18 protein-coding genes, 1 tRNA gene and 1 pseudogene are annotated in these 19,169 nt (G+C 40.0%); 5 read left to right on the top strand and 15 right to left on the bottom strand.

Annotated elements, in window-relative coordinates; all coding sequences use genetic code 11:
• Positions 1 to 2,643 (top strand): FtsX-like permease family protein, encoded by a 2,643-nt coding sequence (locus AX663_RS02410; RefSeq protein WP_060972586.1) that lies wholly within the window; start codon positions 1 to 3, stop codon positions 2,641 to 2,643.
• Between the two features lie 52 nt (positions 2,644 to 2,695).
• On the opposite strand, the gene AX663_RS02405 is transcribed toward AX663_RS02410, so the two are convergent.
• From AX663_RS02405 to AX663_RS02395, 3 genes are all read right to left on the bottom strand, one after another.
• Positions 2,696 to 3,424, bottom strand: a complete 729-nt coding sequence (locus tag AX663_RS02405; protein WP_060972585.1) for a MerR family transcriptional regulator — start codon at positions 3,422 to 3,424, stop codon at positions 2,696 to 2,698.
• Positions 3,425 to 3,598: 174 nt separating this feature from the next.
• The gene (locus tag AX663_RS02400) at positions 3,599 to 4,189 is read right to left on the bottom strand and encodes a 3'-5' exonuclease (RefSeq protein WP_002891650.1); all 591 of its coding nucleotides are present in this window, start codon (positions 4,187 to 4,189) and stop codon (positions 3,599 to 3,601) included.
• 49 nt (positions 4,190 to 4,238) lie between these two features.
• The gene (locus AX663_RS02395) at positions 4,239 to 4,775 is read right to left on the bottom strand and encodes a DUF536 domain-containing protein (RefSeq protein WP_002884601.1); all 537 of its coding nucleotides are present in this window, start codon (positions 4,773 to 4,775) and stop codon (positions 4,239 to 4,241) included.
• 503 nt (positions 4,776 to 5,278) lie between these two features.
• Here AX663_RS02395 and AX663_RS02390 point away from each other — a divergent pair.
• Positions 5,279 to 5,638, top strand: coding sequence for a metal-sulfur cluster assembly factor (locus tag AX663_RS02390; protein WP_037598415.1), 360 nt, complete (start codon positions 5,279 to 5,281; stop codon positions 5,636 to 5,638).
• 156 nt (positions 5,639 to 5,794) lie between these two features.
• Here the strand turns inward: AX663_RS02390 and ilvD are convergent, their stop codons facing one another.
• Positions 5,795 to 7,513 carry a dihydroxy-acid dehydratase gene (gene ilvD / locus AX663_RS02385; RefSeq protein ID WP_142236628.1) on the bottom strand — a complete coding sequence of 573 codons (1,719 nt, stop codon included), beginning with the start codon at positions 7,511 to 7,513 and terminating at the stop codon, positions 5,795 to 5,797.
• 112 nt (positions 7,514 to 7,625) lie between these two features.
• On the opposite strand from ilvD, the gene AX663_RS02380 reads away from it, so the two are divergent.
• Entirely contained in the window at positions 7,626 to 8,807 is a 1,182-nt protein-coding gene (locus AX663_RS02380; protein WP_060972584.1) for an NAD(P)/FAD-dependent oxidoreductase, read from the top strand.
• Between the two features lie 109 nt (positions 8,808 to 8,916).
• Here the strand turns inward: AX663_RS02380 and AX663_RS02375 are convergent.
• From AX663_RS02375 to AX663_RS02355, 5 genes are all read right to left on the bottom strand, one after another.
• Positions 8,917 to 9,003, bottom strand: a tRNA-Ser gene (locus AX663_RS02375).
• A 58-nt stretch (positions 9,004 to 9,061) separates the two neighbouring features.
• Complete coding sequence (gene trmB, locus AX663_RS02370) at positions 9,062 to 9,703, bottom strand: tRNA (guanosine(46)-N7)-methyltransferase TrmB (protein WP_060972583.1); 642 nt, start codon at positions 9,701 to 9,703, stop codon at positions 9,062 to 9,064.
• A gap of 9 nt (positions 9,704 to 9,712) precedes the next feature.
• Positions 9,713 to 10,504: a cell cycle regulator CcrZ gene (gene ccrZ / locus AX663_RS02365; RefSeq protein WP_002884270.1), complete on the bottom strand. Its 792-nt coding sequence runs from the start codon at positions 10,502 to 10,504 to the stop codon at positions 9,713 to 9,715.
• Between the two features lie 57 nt (positions 10,505 to 10,561).
• Positions 10,562 to 11,596: an ABC transporter permease gene (locus AX663_RS02360; protein ID WP_410532096.1), complete on the bottom strand. Its 1,035-nt coding sequence runs from the start codon at positions 11,594 to 11,596 to the stop codon at positions 10,562 to 10,564.
• A complete protein-coding gene (locus AX663_RS02355; protein ID WP_060972581.1) occupies positions 11,596 to 12,327 on the bottom strand; it encodes an ABC transporter ATP-binding protein in 732 nt (243 codons plus the stop codon). The genes AX663_RS02360 and AX663_RS02355 overlap by 1 nt, the downstream gene beginning before the upstream one ends.
• Positions 12,328 to 12,391: 64 nt before the next feature.
• Between AX663_RS02355 and AX663_RS02350 the strand changes: the two genes are divergently transcribed.
• Both AX663_RS02350 and AX663_RS02345 read left to right on the top strand, forming a co-directional pair.
• Positions 12,392 to 12,811: an HIT family protein gene (locus tag AX663_RS02350; protein WP_037599159.1), complete on the top strand. Its 420-nt coding sequence runs from the start codon at positions 12,392 to 12,394 to the stop codon at positions 12,809 to 12,811.
• Positions 12,808 to 13,107, top strand: coding sequence for a hypothetical protein (locus AX663_RS02345; RefSeq protein WP_060972580.1), 300 nt, complete (start codon positions 12,808 to 12,810; stop codon positions 13,105 to 13,107). Before AX663_RS02350 ends, AX663_RS02345 begins: the two co-directional genes overlap by 4 nt.
• Positions 13,108 to 13,287: 180 nt before the next feature.
• Here the strand turns inward: AX663_RS02345 and AX663_RS10735 are convergent, their stop codons facing one another.
• The 6 genes and pseudogenes from AX663_RS10735 to AX663_RS02325 all read right to left on the bottom strand — a co-directional run bounded on the left by AX663_RS10735 (position 13,288) and on the right by AX663_RS02325 (position 19,162).
• Positions 13,288 to 13,455: a hypothetical protein gene (locus AX663_RS10735; protein ID WP_192573950.1), complete on the bottom strand. Its 168-nt coding sequence runs from the start codon at positions 13,453 to 13,455 to the stop codon at positions 13,288 to 13,290.
• Between the two features lie 17 nt (positions 13,456 to 13,472).
• Positions 13,473 to 13,937, bottom strand: coding sequence for a hypothetical protein (locus AX663_RS02340; protein ID WP_231724201.1), 465 nt, complete (start codon positions 13,935 to 13,937; stop codon positions 13,473 to 13,475).
• A gap of 93 nt (positions 13,938 to 14,030) precedes the next feature.
• Positions 14,031 to 14,649 (bottom strand): annotated as a pseudogene (locus tag AX663_RS11035) (DUF4230 domain-containing protein).
• A 17-nt stretch (positions 14,650 to 14,666) separates the two neighbouring features.
• Positions 14,667 to 14,792, bottom strand: coding sequence for a hypothetical protein (locus AX663_RS11000; protein WP_002884447.1), 126 nt, complete (start codon positions 14,790 to 14,792; stop codon positions 14,667 to 14,669).
• Positions 14,793 to 15,229: 437 nt separating this feature from the next.
• Positions 15,230 to 17,335, bottom strand: a complete 2,106-nt coding sequence (locus tag AX663_RS02330) for an AAA family ATPase (protein WP_014634941.1) — start codon at positions 17,333 to 17,335, stop codon at positions 15,230 to 15,232.
• Positions 17,336 to 18,070: 735 nt separating this feature from the next.
• Positions 18,071 to 19,162: a nucleotidyltransferase gene (locus tag AX663_RS02325; protein ID WP_060972579.1), complete on the bottom strand. Its 1,092-nt coding sequence runs from the start codon at positions 19,160 to 19,162 to the stop codon at positions 18,071 to 18,073.
• Between the last annotated feature and the right edge of the window lie 7 nt (positions 19,163 to 19,169).

The raw sequence follows: 19,169 nt of genomic DNA, 5'->3' as shown, positions 1-19,169 counted from the left end.
ATGAAAAAAACAACTTATTGGAAAGATGTTTGGCGAACCTTTGTAGCTTCTAAAGGGCGTATGCTCTCTATTGCCTTACTTATGGCACTGGGATCCTTTGCCTTGATTGGTCTTAAAGTAACTTCTCCTAATATGAAGAAAACTGGGGAACACTTCTTCAAGACGCATCAAACAGCTGACTTGAGCTTAATCAGTACTTACAGTATCAACCAAACCGATCAGGACCTTCTCAATACAATTAAAAAGAAAAATGTAGACATCGAGTATGGTTATTTCAAAGATGCTGTCGTCAAGGGAACGAATACGGCATTTCGTATCTTCTCTAAACCTAAGAAAATCTCCACTTACGACCTTATTGAGGGGAAACTTCCTACCAAGGACGGGGAAATCGCTCTTTCCTCAACTTATAAAGAAGAATATAGCGTTGGAGATAAGATTAACTTTTCTGAGCCAGTAGATAGCTCAGGGCAAAAACAGTTAAAGGAACAAACATATACCATTACTGGTTTTGTTAATTCCTCTGAACTTCTCTCTAGGAACCGTCTTGGTAATGCCAGCGCTGGTACGGGGAAACTAGATGGCTACGCCATTGTTCCAGAGACGAACTTCACCTCTAATGATTACATGATTGCCCGCATCCGCTACAAGGATTTGGAAAATGTTAGTCCTTTTAGTGAAGAATACGCAAATAAGATTTCTGAACGAAAGGCTGAACTTAAGAAACTCTTTAAAGATGAACCTGAGAAACGCCTAACTGAGATCAAGTCTCAGTCTCAAGCTCAAATTACTCAAGCTAAACAAGAACTTGAAACAGCCCTCGCACAGACCCAGCAAATGGCTACAAGCAACGCTGCTGAAGCTGCTAGTGTCAAAGAAGCTACTACCAAGATTGAAGCCAAGCAAAAAGAACTCGAAGAAAGTCAAGCAATGGTTGATAATTTACCAGCGCCCAGCTATCAATTCTACTCACGTCGAGAGATTCCGGGTTCCGAGGGATATGTTGCTTATGAAAGTAATATTAACATCATTCACGATGTGAGTAACATCTTCCCTGTCGCTCTCTACTTTATGGCAGCTTTGGTTACCTTTGTAACCATGGGACGCTTTGTTGAAGAAGAGCGTGGTAAGGCTGGTATTTTCAACGCCCTAGGCTACAGTAATTCGCGAATTATCCATAAATTCGTCATTTATGGTTTGATAACGAGTATTACTGGTACAACCGCAGGTGTTATTACCGGTCATACACTACTTCCGATTCTAATTCACAACACTTATAAGAGCGATTTGCAGCTTCCTGCTTTTGAATTGCACTTCTACTTAGGACTTACCCTTGTGGCCTTCCTTTTAGGTCTCTTATCTGCTGTGCTACCTGCCTTTGTGGTTGCCAAGAAAGAGCTCTGGGAAAAACCTTCCCAACTCCTCCTTCCAAAACCACCTCGAGCAGGAGCTAAGATTGTCCTAGAGCGCATCACACCGCTTTGGAAACGTCTCAGCTTTACGGAAAAAGTTACCATGCGTAATATTTTCCGCTATAAGCAACGGATGTTTATGACCCTCTTTGGTGTCGCAGGTTCTATTGCACTTCTCTTCGCAGGTTTAGGAATTCGATCTTCTGTATCTAACCTTAACCAGCAACAGTTTGAAGACATCATTCACTATGATATGATTGTTGCCAAGCAACCAAATGCGTCAAGTGCTCTGGATGAGGAACTCACTAAACTCCTCGATAGCAAAGACGTCAAAGAATACTTGAATGTCCATTTTGAAACCTTGCAAAAAATTGCCGGTACCAATAAGGACACCCAAGAAATCTCAACTCTTGTCTTCAACGACCGTGACGAAAAACTCATTGACAGTTACGTTAGCTTACACGACCGAGACCGCAATAAGACTCTAAAGCTATCTAATGACGGAGCAATTATCTCTGAAAAAATGGCAAAACTTCTAAACCTCAAGGTCGGAGATACCATTACTGTGCAAAACAGTCAGGATGAATCTGTCAAGATTAAGATAGCTGGTATCACTGAAATGTACATGGGGCATTTCCTCTTTATGAATGCTAGCTACTACCAAAAGGCTTTTGGGACACCTTCAGTGAACAACGCCAACCTTGTTACTCTCGCTGAACCAACTAAGCAAAATGTTGAAAATATGGCAGCCAAATTCATCAACTTGCCAAATGTTTACGGTGTTGTTCAAAACAACAATCTTAAACTGCAAATCAGCACTATGGTCAATTCATTGACACAGGTTATTGGTATTTTGATTACGGTTTCCATTCTCCTTGCTGTGGTTGTTCTCTATAACCTAACTAACATCAACGTTTCAGAACGTATCCACGAACTTTCAACCGTTAAGGTTCTTGGTTTCTACAATAATGAAGTATCCCTCTACATCTATCGTGAAACTATTTACCTGTCTATCATCGGTATCTTCGTAGGGTTTGGTCTTGGACAAGCACTCCACCAATATATGGTAAGCATCATTCCGCCAGATCGTATCATGTTTGATCCATCGATCGGATTGGCTACTTACCTTCTACCAGCTGTTCTTATCGGCTTCATTCTTATTATCCTTGGCTTCGTCGTTAACAAACGCCTTGCCAAACTAAATATGCTCGAAGCTCTAAGTTCAGTTGAATAAGCTAAAAACGCCTGAGAAGTAATTCTCAAGCGTTTTTTTATATTCGATAAATTTATTTCGTTTTAGTCTTAGCCAACTCCAAACAGTAGGTCTTAACATGACAATGAGGACAAGTCAGTTTTCGAGTCCTTGGTGTATGTCCGGCAAGAGCAAACTCTTTAAAACTTGGATCAAAGGTCCTATGACAATTAGGACAGAGGTATTCGAACTGCTTTCTATAGTGAAACACCACTAAATTTGTGGCTATGATAAATGCGGGGCAGACAACAAACAAACCTCTCGGATCCTTAAAATAATAAATAACTATCAGTAGACCTATCAGATAAAGAAGGGAGATTAGAACGACACTCCCATACATTCTCAACTGCAAATTTCGCCATGATTTTTGATTTTCCATAAGACGTGAAATGTCTGACAAATCTTCTAGTGAAAGTTGACGCCACTTAGCAGTTGCTTTTTGCAAGTGACGGGCACGTTTTAGTTTGACCTCTATTTCCTCTGAAGACTTTTCCAAGCTCTCGATTTGATCTGTCAACAAAAGCTCTAAAACCTGTTCCCTATTCTCCTCTTGCAAGAGTTTCTTGATTTGTTTGATTGAGAAGTCCAAATCTCTTAAGAAACAAATGACTTGCAGGCGTTCCAAGTCTGAGTCGTGATAGATTCTCCGACCACCTTCTGTGACTTCAGATGGCGTCAAAATACCACGTTGATTATAGTACTGGACAGTCCTAACAGACACTTCTGCTGCCTTAGCCAACTCTCCTGTTGAAAACTGCGACATCTCAGTCACCTCCTTTTAAGATTTTCTATCAAAGGAGGTCCTCCACCACCTTTGATACCTAGATTCTACCTTATAACGCAAGGTAATATGCAAGCCCTAACCCTAGAGGATTTTCTTTTCTTACAGAAAAAGTTAGCTATCACTCTTTACACCCTTTACAGCTTCTGTAAAGCCCTAGTCGAAAAGGCCACCCAAACCTAAGGCAGCAAAAGGATTGTTACTGACTTCTTCCTGTTGCTCCAAGAGTTTGGCATTCTCATCTAATTCGAGAAACTTCTCGTAAATCTGTGCGGTCATACGAGCATCCTCCAAGCTGTTATGACCGTGTCCCTTGATTCCAAAGAAATCTGCCACACTAGTCAACTTGAGGTTAACAATACCGTTCAAATCAGAAGCACGACGGTCAAAGGCCTCATCGAAAACATCTAAAGCATATTGCTCTTCCAAATCTAAACCATTTTCAGCTAGAATAGGCAAATCTGATTTAAGAGCATTGTAGCCAATAAGTGGAGTGTCACCAACAAATGATTTAAAATCCGCCAGAACAGACTCTAGCTTTGGTGCCTTGGCAATCTTATCCGCTGTAATTCCAGTCAAACCATTGATAAAGGATTGCAAAGGAACATCCGAATAGACGAAAGAATCAAACTGGTCCACTTCCTCATGCTGGTTCAGCTTAACAGCCGATACTTGGATAATATGGCTAACACCATCCACTGTGTTAAACTCCAAATCAAAGGCAATATAAGTTTCTAAATTTTCCATTTTAATCTCCTACAATAGTTAAAGCTGAGACTGAGTCCCAGCTTCTTTTTTATTTTCCAAATAGACGTCCAAAGAAACCTTTTTTAGAAGCTTCTTCTTGTTTGGTCTGGATTTCTTCCACTTGGGCCTTGGCTTCGTCAACCTCAACCTTAGCCTCATCAAGTTCCAGTTTAAGCTCTTCCTTGTCCTTCATTGCAGTCAAGGTCAATTGCTGCTGTTGATCAATTTGCTTGTCCTTTTCGGCGATTTGAACGTCTTTAACACGCAATTGGTCATCCATGTTAGACAACTGCTCGTCCTTAGCCTTCAACTGAGCATAGAGACGGGCAATCTCAGAGTTTTTCTCGTCTACAAGAATCTCCAACAACTCACGTTGTTTTGTTTCTTCATCGATTGGTTCATCGTCAAAGATGGTTTTCTTGTAAATTTCCTCCAACTTAATCAAGCCACTGCGTTTAACGACAGTAACCCCTTTAGCATTTTTTTCTAGATCTTCTTCTGGAAGTTGTTTGACACGATTATTGACTGCTTGACGACTAACACCAAGGATTTCAGCAATCTCGCTGACTGTCTTTTCAATACTCATAATAGCCTCATTTTCTCTTGAAATGTCTTACTATGAGAATATCACAATCACTCCTTTCTGTCAATTTGACTAGTTATTCTGGATATCTGAAGGACTTTTTTCCTTTCACTCTTCAAACAATTTACTTGATAGGAAGCTAGGCTTTTGGTAAACTATGTGTGGGTATAAATGTATATAGAAGGAAAGTCTTTGACTTAAACAATCGGTACTTCCAAATTGGGTTTGGTCGGTATCAGATCTGTTGTATCTAGGAATGGTGGGAACAATTCCACAAGGTTTGGGATTTTCATTCTTGCTCCAATTTTTGATGGTATTCGAGCAACCTTGGTTGCAAAACGACTTGATATTGAAGCATAAATCACATTATCTTCAACGGTTTGACTGTTGGAGTTTTTTTATTGTTACTTTACTCGCTTACTAAAGCCTCATATTGCCATCCGAGATTGAAAAAAGCCCTAAATTATGCCATAATAAACAAAAGCAAAATAGAAAGAATGAGTCCTATGAAAAACTTCCGTGATGATATTAAGGTCAATGATTTGGCCCAGCCCTTCTTAGAGCCAATCGTCGAACAAATGACCACTGTATTCGATCCTGAGATTGAGCTAGACATTTACAACCTTGGTTTGATTTATGAAATCACTGTCGATGAAAATGGCCACTGCTACTTCCTTATGACCTTTACTGATACTGGTTGTGGCTGTGAAGAGACTATGCCTTATGAAATCGCTGAAAAGCTAAAATCCATTGACGGTATTAACTCTGTCAAGGTGGAAACCACTTATTCACCAGTCTGGAAGATGACACGCATCAGTCGTTATGGACGTATCGCTCTTGGTATCTCACCTCGAGGCGGAAAATAAAAGGAAAACCGATTGGACATTTCCAACCGGTTTTTACTAGAGTAACAACAGACAAACCATTACTTGTCATCATACTGCCAACAACTGTCTCAGGATTTAATATCAAAAAATCACATCGAACAAATGTCCGGTGTGATTTTGTTTTATATCATATCATTAGGCTTTACCTGATTTATCCATGTTCCAGAAGTCGGTAACGGCACCACGTGACGCTGAAGAAACGATGTGGGCGTATTTACCGAGGACACCACGGCTATAAAGTGGTGGCAACTCAGTTTCGGCTTTACGTTTCGCCAACTCTTCGTCTGAAACGTGCATCGTAATTTCTTTGGTATCTTGGTCAACTGTAACCATATCACCTGTACGGAGGTAGGCAATAGGTCCACCAACCTGAGCTTCAGGAGCAATGTGACCAACAACGAGTCCGTAAGTACCACCTGAGAAACGTCCATCTGTCAAGAGGGCAACCTTGTCCCCTTGACCTTTACCAACGATCATTGAAGACAATGACAACATTTCTGGCATACCAGGACCACCCTTAGGACCTACAAAACGTACAACAACTACGTCGCCATCAACGATTTCATCAGAAAGAACTGCTTCGATGGCATCTTCTTCTGAGTCAAATACTTTAGCAGGACCAGTGATGTTACGAACTTTAACCCCTGATACTTTGGCAACCGCACCTTCTGGAGCCAAGTTACCTTTCAAGATAATCAATGGACCATCAGCACGTTTAGGATTTTCAAGCGGCATGATGACTTTTTGACCTGGTGTCAAATCATCGAAGGCTTCCAAGTTTTCTGCAACAGTCTTACCAGTACATGTGATACGATCACCGTGAAGGAAACCATTCTTAAGAAGGTACTTCATAACGGCTGGTACACCACCAACATTGTAAAGATCTTGGAAGACATATTGACCTGAAGGTTTCAAGTCAGCCAAGTGAGGCACACGCTCTTGGAAATCGTTGAAATCTTCAAGTGTCAAATCAACGTTAGCTGCATGAGCAATAGCGAGCAAGTGAAGTGTCGCATTTGTTGAACCACCAAGTGCCATTGTGACAGTGATGGCATCTTCAAAGGCTTCACGTGTCAAGATATCTGATGGCTTAAGACCTAGTTCAAGCATCTTAACAACTGCACGACCTGCTTCTTCGATATCTGCTTTCTTCTCAGCTGATTCTGCAGGATGAGATGATGATCCTGGAAGGCTCATCCCCATTACTTCGATTGCTGTCGCCATTGTGTTGGCAGTATACATACCACCACAACCGCCAGGACCAGGGCAGGCATTACATTCAAGATCTTTAACCTCTTCTGCGGTCATATCACCGTGGTTCCATTTACCGATACCTTCGAAAACAGAAACCAAGTCGATATCCTTACCGTTAAGGTTACCTGGTGCAATGGTACCACCATAGGCAAAAATCGCTGGAATATCCATGTTAGCAATGGCAATCATAGAACCAGGCATGTTCTTATCACAACCACCAATAGCAACAAAGGCATCGACGTTGTGACCACCCATAGCTGCTTCGATTGAGTCAGCGATGATATCACGAGATGTCAATGAGAAACGCATTCCTGGTGTCCCCATGGCAATACCATCTGCAACAGTAATCGTACCAAATTGAACTGGCCAAGCACCCGCTTCTTTAACACCTTCTTTGGCAATTTGACCAAAACCGTGCAAGTGGATATTACATGGTGTGTTCTCAGCCCAAGTTGAGATAACCCCAACAATAGGCTTTTCAAAACTATCATCCGTCATCCCAGTCGCACGAAGCATGGCACGGTTAGGTGATTTAACCATGCTATCGTAGACAGATGAACGGTGTTTCATGTTATTTTCAGACACGATATTTTCCTCCATAGTTAATAACTATTCTAATTTAAACTTCTACTCCTATTCTAACATAAATTATCTAAAAAAACTGACCATTTACAAACTATTCTCCCTTTTTAAATTATGCTAAAATAAAGGCATGAAACATTTTGATACTATCGTTATTGGTGGGGGTCCTGCTGGCATGATGGCGACTATTGCCTCAGCCTTCTATGGCCAACAAACCCTTCTGATTGAAAAAAATAAACGTCTCGGAAAGAAGCTGGCTGGTACTGGTGGTGGACGTTGTAATGTTACTAACAACGGGACTTTAGACGATCTTCTAGCAGGTATTCCAGGTAATGGCCGTTTCCTCTATAGCGTCTTTTCACAGTTTGATAACCACGATATCATTGCTTTTTTCGAGGACAATGGTGTCAAACTCAAGGTTGAGGATCACGGACGTGTCTTCCCTAAGACAGATAAATCTCGGACCATCATCCAAGCTCTGGAAAATAAAATTCAGGAACTTGGTGCTAGCATCCTCACCAATACAGAAGTTGTCTCCGTCAAAAAGGTTGATGAGCAATTCCAAGTTAAGTCTTCAGACCAAACTTTTACCAGTGATAAACTCATCGTTACAACTGGAGGAAAATCTTATCCATCGACTGGTTCAACTGGTTTTGGACATGATATTGCCCGTCATTTTAAGCTCCAAGTCACTGATCTTGAAGCTGCGGAAAGTCCACTCCTAACCGACTTCCCCCACAAGGCCTTACAAGGAATTTCTCTTGATGATGTCACTCTATCCTATGGCAAGCACAAGATTACCCATGACCTTCTCTTCACCCATTTTGGCCTATCTGGCCCAGCTGCCCTACGTCTTTCCAGTTTTGTCAAGGGTGGTGAGATAGCTCATCTGGACTTTCTTCCCAACCAAAGCCAAGAAAATCTCAAGGCTTACTTTGAGGAAAATCGCGAGAAATCTGTCAAAAACACCCTCAAAGTTCTTGTACCTGAGCGTGTCGCTGAATTCCTAGCAGAAGACAAGGCTGATAGCAAGGTTAAACAACTGCATCCCAAAGACTTGGAAAACATTATCAGTCAGCTTAAGGGCATGGAAATTCCAATCACAGGTAAAATGTCACTTGCCAAATCCTTTGTGACTAAAGGTGGCGTTGACCTTAAGGAAATTAATCCCAAGACTCTAGAAAGTAAAAAAGTCCCTCACCTACACTTTGCAGGAGAGGTCCTTGACATCAATGCCCATACTGGTGGCTTTAACATTACTAGCGCCCTCTGTACCGGTTGGGTAGCAGGGATTCAGAGCCCTTGGGACTAAGGATTGAGTCCTCCTATCATAAAAAGCTGTTAAAACCATCTTCTTTTTAATTACTATACCTAAAAAGTGTCCCTTCTAAAACGGAAGGGACACTTTGTCTATTTCTCAAAGGAGAGGAGGGGATTCGAACCCCCGAGCCCCGTTAAGGACTACACGCTTTCCAAGCGTGCGCACTCGGCCTCTATGCGACCTCTCCACATCAAACGATTAGCCATCAATAGGCTAATCGTTATTTTTAATCAAGTTTTCAATAATTAATCTTTAAACTGAGCCTCTACTCGGTAGATGACCTGACCTTTTTCTGAGAACTTACGCTCGTACTCAGTCATGACGTTGCCCTCATAATCACTTGCATGAAGGTCCAACCAAACTTTGTTGATAACCATTCCATACTGTGAAAAGCTCGCCAAACTGTATTCGAAAAGTCCACGGTTGTCTGTCTTAAAGTGAATCTCTCCGTTTTTAGGCAAAATTTGCTTATAAGTATCTAGGAAAGTCTTGTAAGTTAGACGACGTTTCTCATGACGGCTCTTAGGCCATGGATCTGAGAAATTCAGATACATCATATCCACTTCGCCATCTTCAAAATAATTGGTCAAAGCTGAACCATCCACGCGCAAGAGCTTGACATTTTCAGCACCAGAAGCCAAGACCTTATCCAAGGCATAGCTCAAAACAGACAACTGAATATCAATACCAATGTAGTTGATGTCAGGGTTTTGTTGGGCCATACCAGTAATGAAGGCCCCTTTACCAGATCCTACCTCGATATGGATAGGATTATCATTACCAAAAAGCTCATGCCACTTACCTTTAGCAGCTTCCGGCTCAAGAATAACGTACTGAGGATGGTTAGCTAGGTGTTCCTCTGCACCTTTACGTTTTCTAACTCGCATGTCTACTTTCTAATATCTGTGCAAGGTCTCTCTGAATTTACGAAGTTCATAAATCTCTCGGTTGGCATGTTCCATATCACGACTATCAAAGAATTTTGAAATCTGTGTCAAATATGAAAATTGCCCATACCAGTAAATCTTGTCCATCACAAGGTCATTGTTCTTATAGCCATAATATGACAACCACTGTGGCCAATGTGCCAATGGAATATAATGGCTGAGGATCTGTGCCACATCATACATACGATCTGTTAGACGTACAGAATCCCAATCAACCAAATAAATCAATCCTGAGGTTGTGATGACAAAGTTACTATGACGAGCATCTCCGTGAACAATTGTTGCAATCTCTGCACGAAACTCTGGAAGATGACGTTTCAAATCTCTAACAACGTCTTGAAGGAAGCCATTCTCACGCAATTGGTAAGCAGCATTTTCTTCCCACTCGTGTAGAAGATCAAAAGGATTTTCAATATGATAATCCAACTGCAAAAGTTGATTAACCAAGTGTTTAGAGCGGTGCAAATTACCAAGAATTTGGATAATCTGTTTACTGTTCATGTCATGTTTGGTCAAAATACGACCATCAAGCCACTCCTGTGCACTCATCATGTCACCATTTCCCAGACGCTTAGCCCACAAGAGCTGTGGTGCAATCTGTTCCTTGGCAAGAGCTGCCAAGATTGGTGTTGTATTCATCTTCACAAAGACGCGATCTCCGTTTGGGTAAGTTCCCATATAGGCCTTACCACTATTTCCTTTGAGAGGAGTCAGGCTCAAATCTTTATCTGTTGATGTCACCTAGGCATCTCCTTTTTCTTTAGTCATTCGTTTCTATTTTAACTTATTTAATAGGTGTTAGTCAATCATCTTCTTAAGCTTGGCTGGTAGGTAAACAAGGCTCAAAACTAGCATAATTCCAACCAAAATCAGGCTAAACTTAAGATCGAAGAGGCAAATAGCCTGGACCAGAGTCAGCACAAGTACAATCTGAGTAATCAAGTGCTTAAGATTGCTCACCTGCATGTCTTTTCCAACTGGCATAAGGTTAGCCATTCTCTGATAAGCAAAGTGTGATTTTAGCGCTGTGAGCTGGAAGAGCAAGAGGTAGTCAAAAACAACCACAAGCACCATAGCCAGCCATTTTTCAGGAACCAAAAAGATAACTAAAAGCGTTAGGGCAAAAAGGCGTAGGCTAAGGGCAAAGTAATCTCCAGAACGCAAGAAGGCTCTTAGGTAAAGATTATACCAGGTATTTTCCTTGTCTTTCTTTGTACGTTTGAGAATACCATCCAAATAGGCACGACGTTTAACACTCGACGTAATCCCTTTAACATTGGTAAAGAGTGAAAAGAACTTCAAGATCGATTGTTGACGCTTATTTTCTCCTGCAATAGCTTCAGTCCAATTCAGTCCAGACTGCTTATAAAAAGGTTGAGCCTTTTTCTGGAAAATAACATACTTAAGAATAGCCATAGCCACAGCTACAAGGATAACTCCCCAAACTGGAAGTCCCAAGGCTAAAAAGAGAGGAATAACCAAAATAAAAATCAGGGTTTGTACGATTACCCAAAATCTAAAAGCACGCCCCGTTGCCTTCTTAACATGGTCTAGCACCTCTTCTTCCTTAACCAAAAGGTAGTGCTTGTCCGCAGGTTCTAGATAAGTCGCAATATTCCCCCAGAAAGGTAATAACAGACAAAGCACAAGCAGGCCAAGAATGATTGCCCACGGATTTTTTGGAAAATGCTTCAGCAACTGGCTATACTGAACCAAGACAAAACCTAGCAGAAAGAGAAGAACCAAGATAAAGTGATCATTAAAGACGTAGCGGCTATACTTAGCACAGCGGGCATTGAATCGCTTGCTACGCTCCTTAAATAGCTTAGCTATCATGACAATTCTCCCTTAGTTAACTGCATGTAAATATCGTTAAGACTGGCACTACTGTCACCAAATGTCTCACGAAGCTCTTCAAGGGTCCCCTGTGCCAAGACTTGACCGTGATGCAAGATGACAAAACGTTCACACATTTTCTCAGCCGAATCCAAAACGTGAGTCGACATGAGAATAGCCTTACCATTCGCTTTTTCCTCAGCCAAAAGCTCAATCAAGTCCGAAATCGCCAAGGGATCCAAACCTAGGAAGGGCTCATCAACAATGAGAAGACTTGGACCAACAATAAAGGCACAGATAATCATGACCTTCTGCTTCATTCCCTTTGAAAACTGAGTCGGGAACCAATCTAACTTTTCATCTAAGCGAAAGAGTTTGAGGTACTTGTCCGCACGTGCCATCCCCTCAGTCACATCAAGACCATAGGCCATCAACACCGTTTCCAAATGTTCACGAAGCGTCAACTCTTCATAGAGACTTGGCGTTTCAGGAATATAGCCAATCTTCTGACGATAGCTAGCTGGATCTTGTTGAATAGTTAACCCATCAATAGCAATCTGTCCCCCATAAGGTGTTAAGAGACCAATAATCTCGTTAATTGTTGTTGATTTCCCAGCACCATTAAGACCAATGAGACCAACCAATTCACCATCAGCCACCTCAAAAGTCACATCTTTTAGGACGGGAATATTAGCGTAACCACCCGTCACCTTTTCTAATTTAAGCATTATCTTTTCTCTCTTTGGTATGATATAATCTATTATAACAAAAACTCATGGAAAGGTCGTTATTATGGATAATTGTATTTTCTGTAAAATTATATCTGGAGAAATCCCTTCATCAAAAGTCTACGAGGACGACAAGGTTCTAGCCTTCCTCGATATTTCACAAGCTACAAAAGGACATACCTTGGTTATTCCTAAAGAGCACGTTCGTAACATCTTAGAAATGTCTGCTGAGACTGCTGAGACTGTCTTTAGCCGTGTTCCAAAAATTGCTCGTGCCGTGCAAAAAGCAACTAGAGCAATCGGCATGAATATCCTTAATAACAACGAAGAAGTTGCTGGACAAACCGTCTTCCACGCTCATATTCATCTCGTTCCTCGTTACGGTGCAGACGATGGTATCCACATGGGATTTGACGAACACGAACCAGACTTCGCTGCCCTGGCTGACCTTGCTGACAGCATCGCTAAAGAGGTAACAGAATGAAAATTGGACGCTTTCTAGCTCTTGGAGCCCTCGCCTACGGTGCCTACTACGCCTATAAACGACGTGAAGACATCAAAGAGGAAATCCTAGACCTCAACCAATCACGAGAAAATATCTCCTACGATTTGGACAATATCAAACGCAACCTTGACATCATCAAGGAACAAAACCTGGTACTTGCTGACATCAAACAAGACCTCAACTATAAAACACGTGTCTTCAAGAAAGACCTCGAACCCCGACTCAATATCATCCAAGAACGCTTGCAAAAGTATCAAGGTGATGATAAAGAATAAAGGTAAGTAGCCTGTGCTACTTACCTTTTTTATCAATGATGAAAACTTATAAAAAGTTTATGGATAGTGTAATAGTCACTCAATGTTCCTTTTTTTCACAACAGAAAGTACCATTCAATAATAAAAGGCACCACTAATCAGATTAAAGAGAACGCTACTAAACCTATTTTCATATAATTACTATTTCTTTTTTAAAGCATTAATAATAGAACATGTTGCTGATTTCGTTAAGCCTTGATTTTTAGGATGTGTCCTTAAATAGGAATGGACTTTGGTACCAGTATCTGAACGTGTGTAACCATTTGTATTAACAATCTTATTACTTAACAGTTTATCCAATAAATCCATTCTGCATCTCCTCACAATTAGTAATTAAAATTTATACTAAATGAATTCATTGTATCATAGTTACCATTCTGTATATTAGCAGTCCACCCAATATTTTCACCGCTCTTCATTTTATGCTTATAGTAGTTTGCTTTTTTTGCTTTTTCGTCTGATTCCTCAACTTTCTGTCCTGGATTAACTGCAACAAATTCTGATATAGATACTGACTGCTTTCCTTTCGGATCGATACTAGATTGTGACGAACTAAATGGTGTTGCTTCAATACTATTGTTAATTACAATAGTTGATTCAATATTAATTTCTTTATCCGTTAAGTTATCAATAATAATATTTCCACCAGTTCTTGTTATTTTAATATTTTTATCACTATATAGTTCTTCCGTTTTTGCTACTTTTTTTTTCGAACCCGTAATACTTTGTCCTACTTTTGACGTATTATTGCCATTAGTAGAATTTTCATTCGAAGAATCTCTAATAGCCAAAAAAATTATTAACAATGTAAATATAAATCCAAAAACTGCAAGTACATAAACGCTAACATTAAAAATTTACTTTAACATATCTTTTCCTTACCTTTATTTTTGAGTTTCAATTGTCACTTTTGCCTCGTGGTCCAAAGATTTAATCATTGTAGAGTAGTACTTCTCGGCTGACTCCTTTAATAATTTTTTATTGTCCTTTATAAAACCTTGTTGTTCCTTATTTGAAAAACCTTCTGCAACAGCCTCACCAGTATCTATGTCTTTAGTCGAATAACTAAGAATCCCTCCACTAGTATCGTAGAGTGTATAAGGTTTGTCTTTATCTAATTCAACACCAATAACTTCAAATTTGGGTAATGTAACTTGATAATTATGATTACCATTATCTTTAATGGTTACATCATTCTTAATACCGAATTTTGCCGTATTTTGCCGTATAATTTAGAATAATGAGTGCTTTCTTTTCTGAACCAGGTATTACAAAGTTACTACCAAATAACTTTGTATTATTTTCTATTGACTTAACTTTTTGAATAGATGCATTGAGTAAAACTAACTCACTGACCTTTTCCAAAGATTTTACATTTACTATGATTTCTGTCTTTGGTTTTTGATTACCAGATGACTCACTCCCTTTATATACGCTAAGAAAAATGAATCCTACGACAATCACTAATAAAATCGCTAAAATACCATATATTATCTTTTTCATACTTTTTTCCTATTAACTCATTTCTTCAAAAACAACTGGATTAACAATCCTGCAATCACAATACCAGCTGCAATTAGGGGGTTCAACATTGCTATTCCTACAAGAAGTAGAATAGCCAAAATCCATAAAACTACTTTTAACATTATTTCTCCTTATCAAATAACAAAAGATTGTAATATTAAGCCCAAGAAATCACTAACTAAAATTTAATTTTACACAAAAATTATATAGCGATATGAATGCGTTGTCAACGCTTTCTTGAAAATAGAATATATTTTTAACTATTTATCATATTATCATAATTTAAACAATTTTATCTCATTTTATATTTAAGAATAAATATAAAAGTCACAGCTATACACAAAACAAGACTTTCCGCTGTGCTAAAAGTAAGAGAAGTCCTATTGCTTCTCTCACTCGGAAGATTTGAGACCCAGACTCAAATCTTAGGAATGGAATTCCGTTAGGAAGTCGCTTCCGTCCGTAGCACCCAAGGAAAGTCTTAAATAAAAAAGAAAAAAAGCAGAGATGTCTACTAACATCTCTGCTTCATAAATAGGATTAGGAGGTTTTATGCTTTTTATTTAGCATCTTTTTCTTTGATAACCAAGACACCATCTTCCATATCAGCTTCTAGGTGTTTAGCATCAAGGTTATCCAAGTGGAAGTCTGTGACTTTGTCACGGATTTGTTGTTCAACCACACGACGGAGTGGACGAACACCCATGACTTCGTCGTAGCCTTCTTCAGTCATGTATTCTTTAGCAGCTTCGCTAACTGCCAAGTCAATGTCTTTCTTAGAAAGCGTCTTGTTAACTTCAACCAACATAAGGTCGACAATCTTAGAAAGATCTTCTTTGCTCAAGTGTGAGAATTCGATGACAGCATTGAAACGGTTAAGGAATTCTGGACGGAAGTAAGGTTTCAAACGATCCATAAGTTCTGGTTTATCAGCATCTTCTGTCAAGTTAGCTTCGTAACCAAAGCCTGCGTTTGAAGTTGCGATAATCACAGTATTCTTGAAGTTTACAGTGTTACCTTGACCATCTGTCAAACGACCATCGTCCAAAACTTGGAGGAGAAGGGTGATGACTTGAGGGTCAGCCTTTTCAATTTCGTCGAGAAGAACGATTGAGTATGGGTTACGGCGAACACGTTCTGTCAAAGTATTGCTATTGTCATCATAACCAACATAACCAGCTGTTGTACCAATCAATTTAGAAACGGCTGTGCGGTCGCTGTATTCTGACATGTCCAAACGGATAATGGCATCTTTGGTTCCGAACATATCAAGAGCCAATTGTTTAGCCAACTCAGTTTTACCAACACCAGTAGGTCCTACAAAGAGGAAGCTACCGATTGGACGGTTACCTTCGTCAAATCCTGCACGGTTACGACGGATGGCACGTGCCACTGCTTCAACGGCTTTATCTTGACCGATAACTTTAGTTTGCAAACGGTGGCCCATATCTTTCAAACGTTCGATATCAGTTGCTCCCATTTGCGATACTGGGATACCAGTCATACGTTCTACAGATTCAGCCACATCGTTAACAGTTGCAGTGACTTTAAGGTCTGCTGTGTGGTTAGCAATTTTCTTTTCAAGTTCTTCAATGCGAACTTTAGCATTTAGAGCTGCTTCGTAGTCTTCTTTGGCAGCTGCAGCTTCTTGTTTAGCTTTTTCTTCTTCGATTTCATGTTCAACAGCATTCACATCAGTCACTGGGTGTTGAGCAGCCAAGTGAGCCGCTGTTACATCGACAAGGTCGATAGCCTTATCTGGCAAGCTACGTTGTGGAATGTATTGGACAGAGAAATCTACTGCTGCTTTCAAGACATCATCTGGCAAGATAACATTGTGGTGTTTTTCATAAAGATCACGGATACCTTGGAGAATCTTGAAGGTATCTTCAGCAGAAGGAGCATTAACCTTAACTTCGTTGAAACGACGAGCAAGAGCAGCGTTCTTCAAGATAGTGTTACGGTATTCATCCTGAGTTGTTGCACCAATCACTGTCAATTCACCACGTGAAAGAGCAGGTTTCAAGATATCAGCAAGACCTTTAGACCCTTGGCCATCGCCAGTGCTTCCGGCACCAAGAATTTGGTGGATTTCATCGAAGAAGAGGATAATATTTCCAGCTTCTTTGACTTCATTTACCAAGTTTTGAATGTTTTCTTCAAAGCTACCACGGTATTGCGTACCAGCTTCAAGTCCAGAAATATCAATTGAGATGATTTCTTTGTTCTTGATAGCAGCTGGGACATCACCATTAACGATAGCTTGAGCCAAACCTTCAACTACAGCTGTTTTACCAACACCAGCGTCCCCGACAAGGACTGGGTTATTCTTGGTACGACGAGCCAAGATTTCGCAAGCTTCTTGGATTTCTTTGTTACGTCCGATAACAGGATCCAATTTACCTTCGCGAGCTTCTTCAGTCAAGTTACGACCAAGTTTAGCAAGAATACCATCTTGTTTAGGTCCTTTACCTTGATGTTGAGTTGGGTTCACTGCTTCACCTTCATTACTAGGCAATTGACCTGTTTGACGGTAGATAGCAAATTCTTCAGGTGTCACTTCACGACCGTTAATCATGTAGCGACGGTTTTCTGAACGGTAACCACCCATGTTCCCCATCAATTGATTGAAAAGATCGTCCATATTGTTAAAGTTGTTGTTCATATAATTACCTCGTTTTGTGTTTTCTTGTGAAATTTTTTAAATGTTATTTTTTATGTTAATGTGTAAGTTTTGACTTTTACTGACCAAAACCCTAAAAATTTTTAGTAGCTTCAACTACTCTTCTAATAATTTCAGGTTTTGCTCTTGGTAGGAGACCGAGAACTTTCACAGTCTTAAATAAATTGTCATTTAGCATAAGAGCCACCTTCTTTCTGTGAATCTCTCAATATAGCTAACTTCCAAGCCTCTTTCAAAACTATGAAGAGTTTCGACGAAAGAAACTTGTACATTAAGGAATCCTTTTTCCTTATAGTTTTATCATATACCTTTCATTTGATCAGGTCAAGAATTTAGTTTTGACTTTTACTGACCTTTCAGATGAAAATTTTTGCAAACTAGCTGCAATCCTTTTTTATTGGTATATGGGCTATTTACACAGCCTTCATAAGGATTTCATTTCCTTATGTTTATATTGTACAACATTGGTCAGTAATAGTCAATAGTTTTTTTGACTTTTTTTGACCTTTGTTATCATTTTTTTGTAGCCAAGCTATAATTACCTTTTTAGAAGGAACTAACCCACGCTACAAGACTTATAAGGAAGATAAATCCTTATGTGACTATCATACACTATTAGTCAGTAAAGGTCAATAGCTTTATTTGATCTTTTTTGACCTTTTTAAGAATATTTTCCGAAAAGTAAAAAAGCCTACTAGAGGTAGACCTTCTATAAAACTATTTTACTCTAATTGGTATGCGTCCGAAGTTTTGTTGAGAAAGCTCGGGATTACCTAATTGATAAACATTATCCGCTTGTTGTGTAAGCATATCCCAAGGCTCCCTTCCAATCCGAGCCACTATATCCACAGACTTTTTCACAGATTTGAGATGAGCCTGCCCTTTTTGAGAAAATCCAAGCACATGAATAGATTCAGGCAAAGGATTATCCACAGCTCCAACTAGGATATAGGTCAAAATACGACGTACCCGTGCTTTTGTATAGCGTTTAGTCGCCACCTTATCCACTAGTTCCTCCACAGAAGAAACCTCACGAATAGCAGTCTTTAAACGACTGGCAATCTCTTCATTCACCTGGAAAACACTAGTCAAATCGGGATTTGTAAAAATCTGATAAACCAGCAATTGGAAATAATTATCCCAAGAGACCTGTGGAGAAGTCTGAAAAAGTTTGCTATTGGGCATGAACTTATCCACAAAATCACTATCTTGCTTGTGGAGACGAAGACTGGTCGCTGAGGCGTAAGATACTTCCTTGTCTGAGGAATGATAGCCGGCTCCTTGTCTCTGGATAGGATTCAGGTTTATGTCCTTACCAGCACAAGCTTTGGCATAGGCTAATCCTAGGATATGGTTGGGGGTATTGCCAGTAAAGTCCACACCAGCAAACTTTTCCCACATTTTTTGCGTCTTCTGTGGATAAGACAAATCACTCGGCAAACTCTCCACAAAGGCTTCCATTTCCTCAGACTTTTCAGAATAAACATCTGCTATATTCTGATAATCTAGAACTTCTTCCGTGCCAAAGGTAAGGCTATCAATTCCCAGTCGAGATAAGATATCCACGGCTCCAGCAGCAAAATAATCGGCAGACTGGACTGATGTCAGGAAGGGCAACTCAACCACGAGGTCTGCTCCATTTTCCAAAGCCATCTGAGCCCTAGTCCACTTATCCACAATAGCTGGCTCACCTCGCTGGACAAAATTCCCAGACATGGCAACAATTTTTACGCCTTCAGCCTGATCCAAGAGATACTTGTGGCCGTTATGAAAAGGATTGAACTCAGCAATAATACCTGTAACTGTCATTTTATAC

It is taken from the genome of Streptococcus sp. CCH8-H5 (assembly GCF_001556505.1).
GTDB lineage: Bacteria > Bacillota > Bacilli > Lactobacillales > Streptococcaceae > Streptococcus.
The sequence above is the reverse complement of the archived record's forward strand: the minus strand, read 5'-3'. Positions and strand labels throughout refer to the sequence as shown.

Bases quoted from the DNA above. Each gene is read 5' to 3' on its own strand.
- AX663_RS02400 (WP_002891650.1), bottom strand. From the start codon at position 4,189: ATGGAAAATTTAGAAACTTATATTGCCTTTGATTTGGAGTTTAACACA.
- AX663_RS02355 (WP_060972581.1), bottom strand. From the start codon at position 12,327: ATGCTTAAATTAGAAAAGGTGACGGGTGGTTACGCTAATATTCCCGTC.
- AX663_RS11000 (WP_002884447.1), bottom strand. From the start codon at position 14,792: ATGTTAAAAGTAGTTTTATGGATTTTGGCTATTCTACTTCTTGTAGGA.
- AX663_RS10735 (WP_192573950.1), bottom strand. From the start codon at position 13,455: ATGGATTTATTGGATAAACTGTTAAGTAATAAGATTGTTAATACAAAT.
- trmB (WP_060972583.1), bottom strand. From the start codon at position 9,703: ATGCGAGTTAGAAAACGTAAAGGTGCAGAGGAACACCTAGCTAACCAT.
- AX663_RS02330 (WP_014634941.1), bottom strand. From the start codon at position 17,335: ATGAACAACAACTTTAACAATATGGACGATCTTTTCAATCAATTGATG.
- AX663_RS02325 (WP_060972579.1), bottom strand. From the start codon at position 19,162: ATGACAGTTACAGGTATTATTGCTGAGTTCAATCCTTTTCATAACGGC.
- AX663_RS02390 (WP_037598415.1), top strand. From the start codon at position 5,279: ATGAAAAACTTCCGTGATGATATTAAGGTCAATGATTTGGCCCAGCCC.
- AX663_RS02380 (WP_060972584.1), top strand. From the start codon at position 7,626: ATGAAACATTTTGATACTATCGTTATTGGTGGGGGTCCTGCTGGCATG.
- AX663_RS02395 (WP_002884601.1), bottom strand. From the start codon at position 4,775: ATGAGTATTGAAAAGACAGTCAGCGAGATTGCTGAAATCCTTGGTGTT.
- AX663_RS02410 (WP_060972586.1), top strand. From the start codon at position 1: ATGAAAAAAACAACTTATTGGAAAGATGTTTGGCGAACCTTTGTAGCT.
- AX663_RS02405 (WP_060972585.1), bottom strand. From the start codon at position 3,424: ATGTCGCAGTTTTCAACAGGAGAGTTGGCTAAGGCAGCAGAAGTGTCT.
- AX663_RS02345 (WP_060972580.1), top strand. From the start codon at position 12,808: ATGAAAATTGGACGCTTTCTAGCTCTTGGAGCCCTCGCCTACGGTGCC.
- AX663_RS02350 (WP_037599159.1), top strand. From the start codon at position 12,392: ATGGATAATTGTATTTTCTGTAAAATTATATCTGGAGAAATCCCTTCA.
- ilvD (WP_142236628.1), bottom strand. From the start codon at position 7,513: ATGGAGGAAAATATCGTGTCTGAAAATAACATGAAACACCGTTCATCT.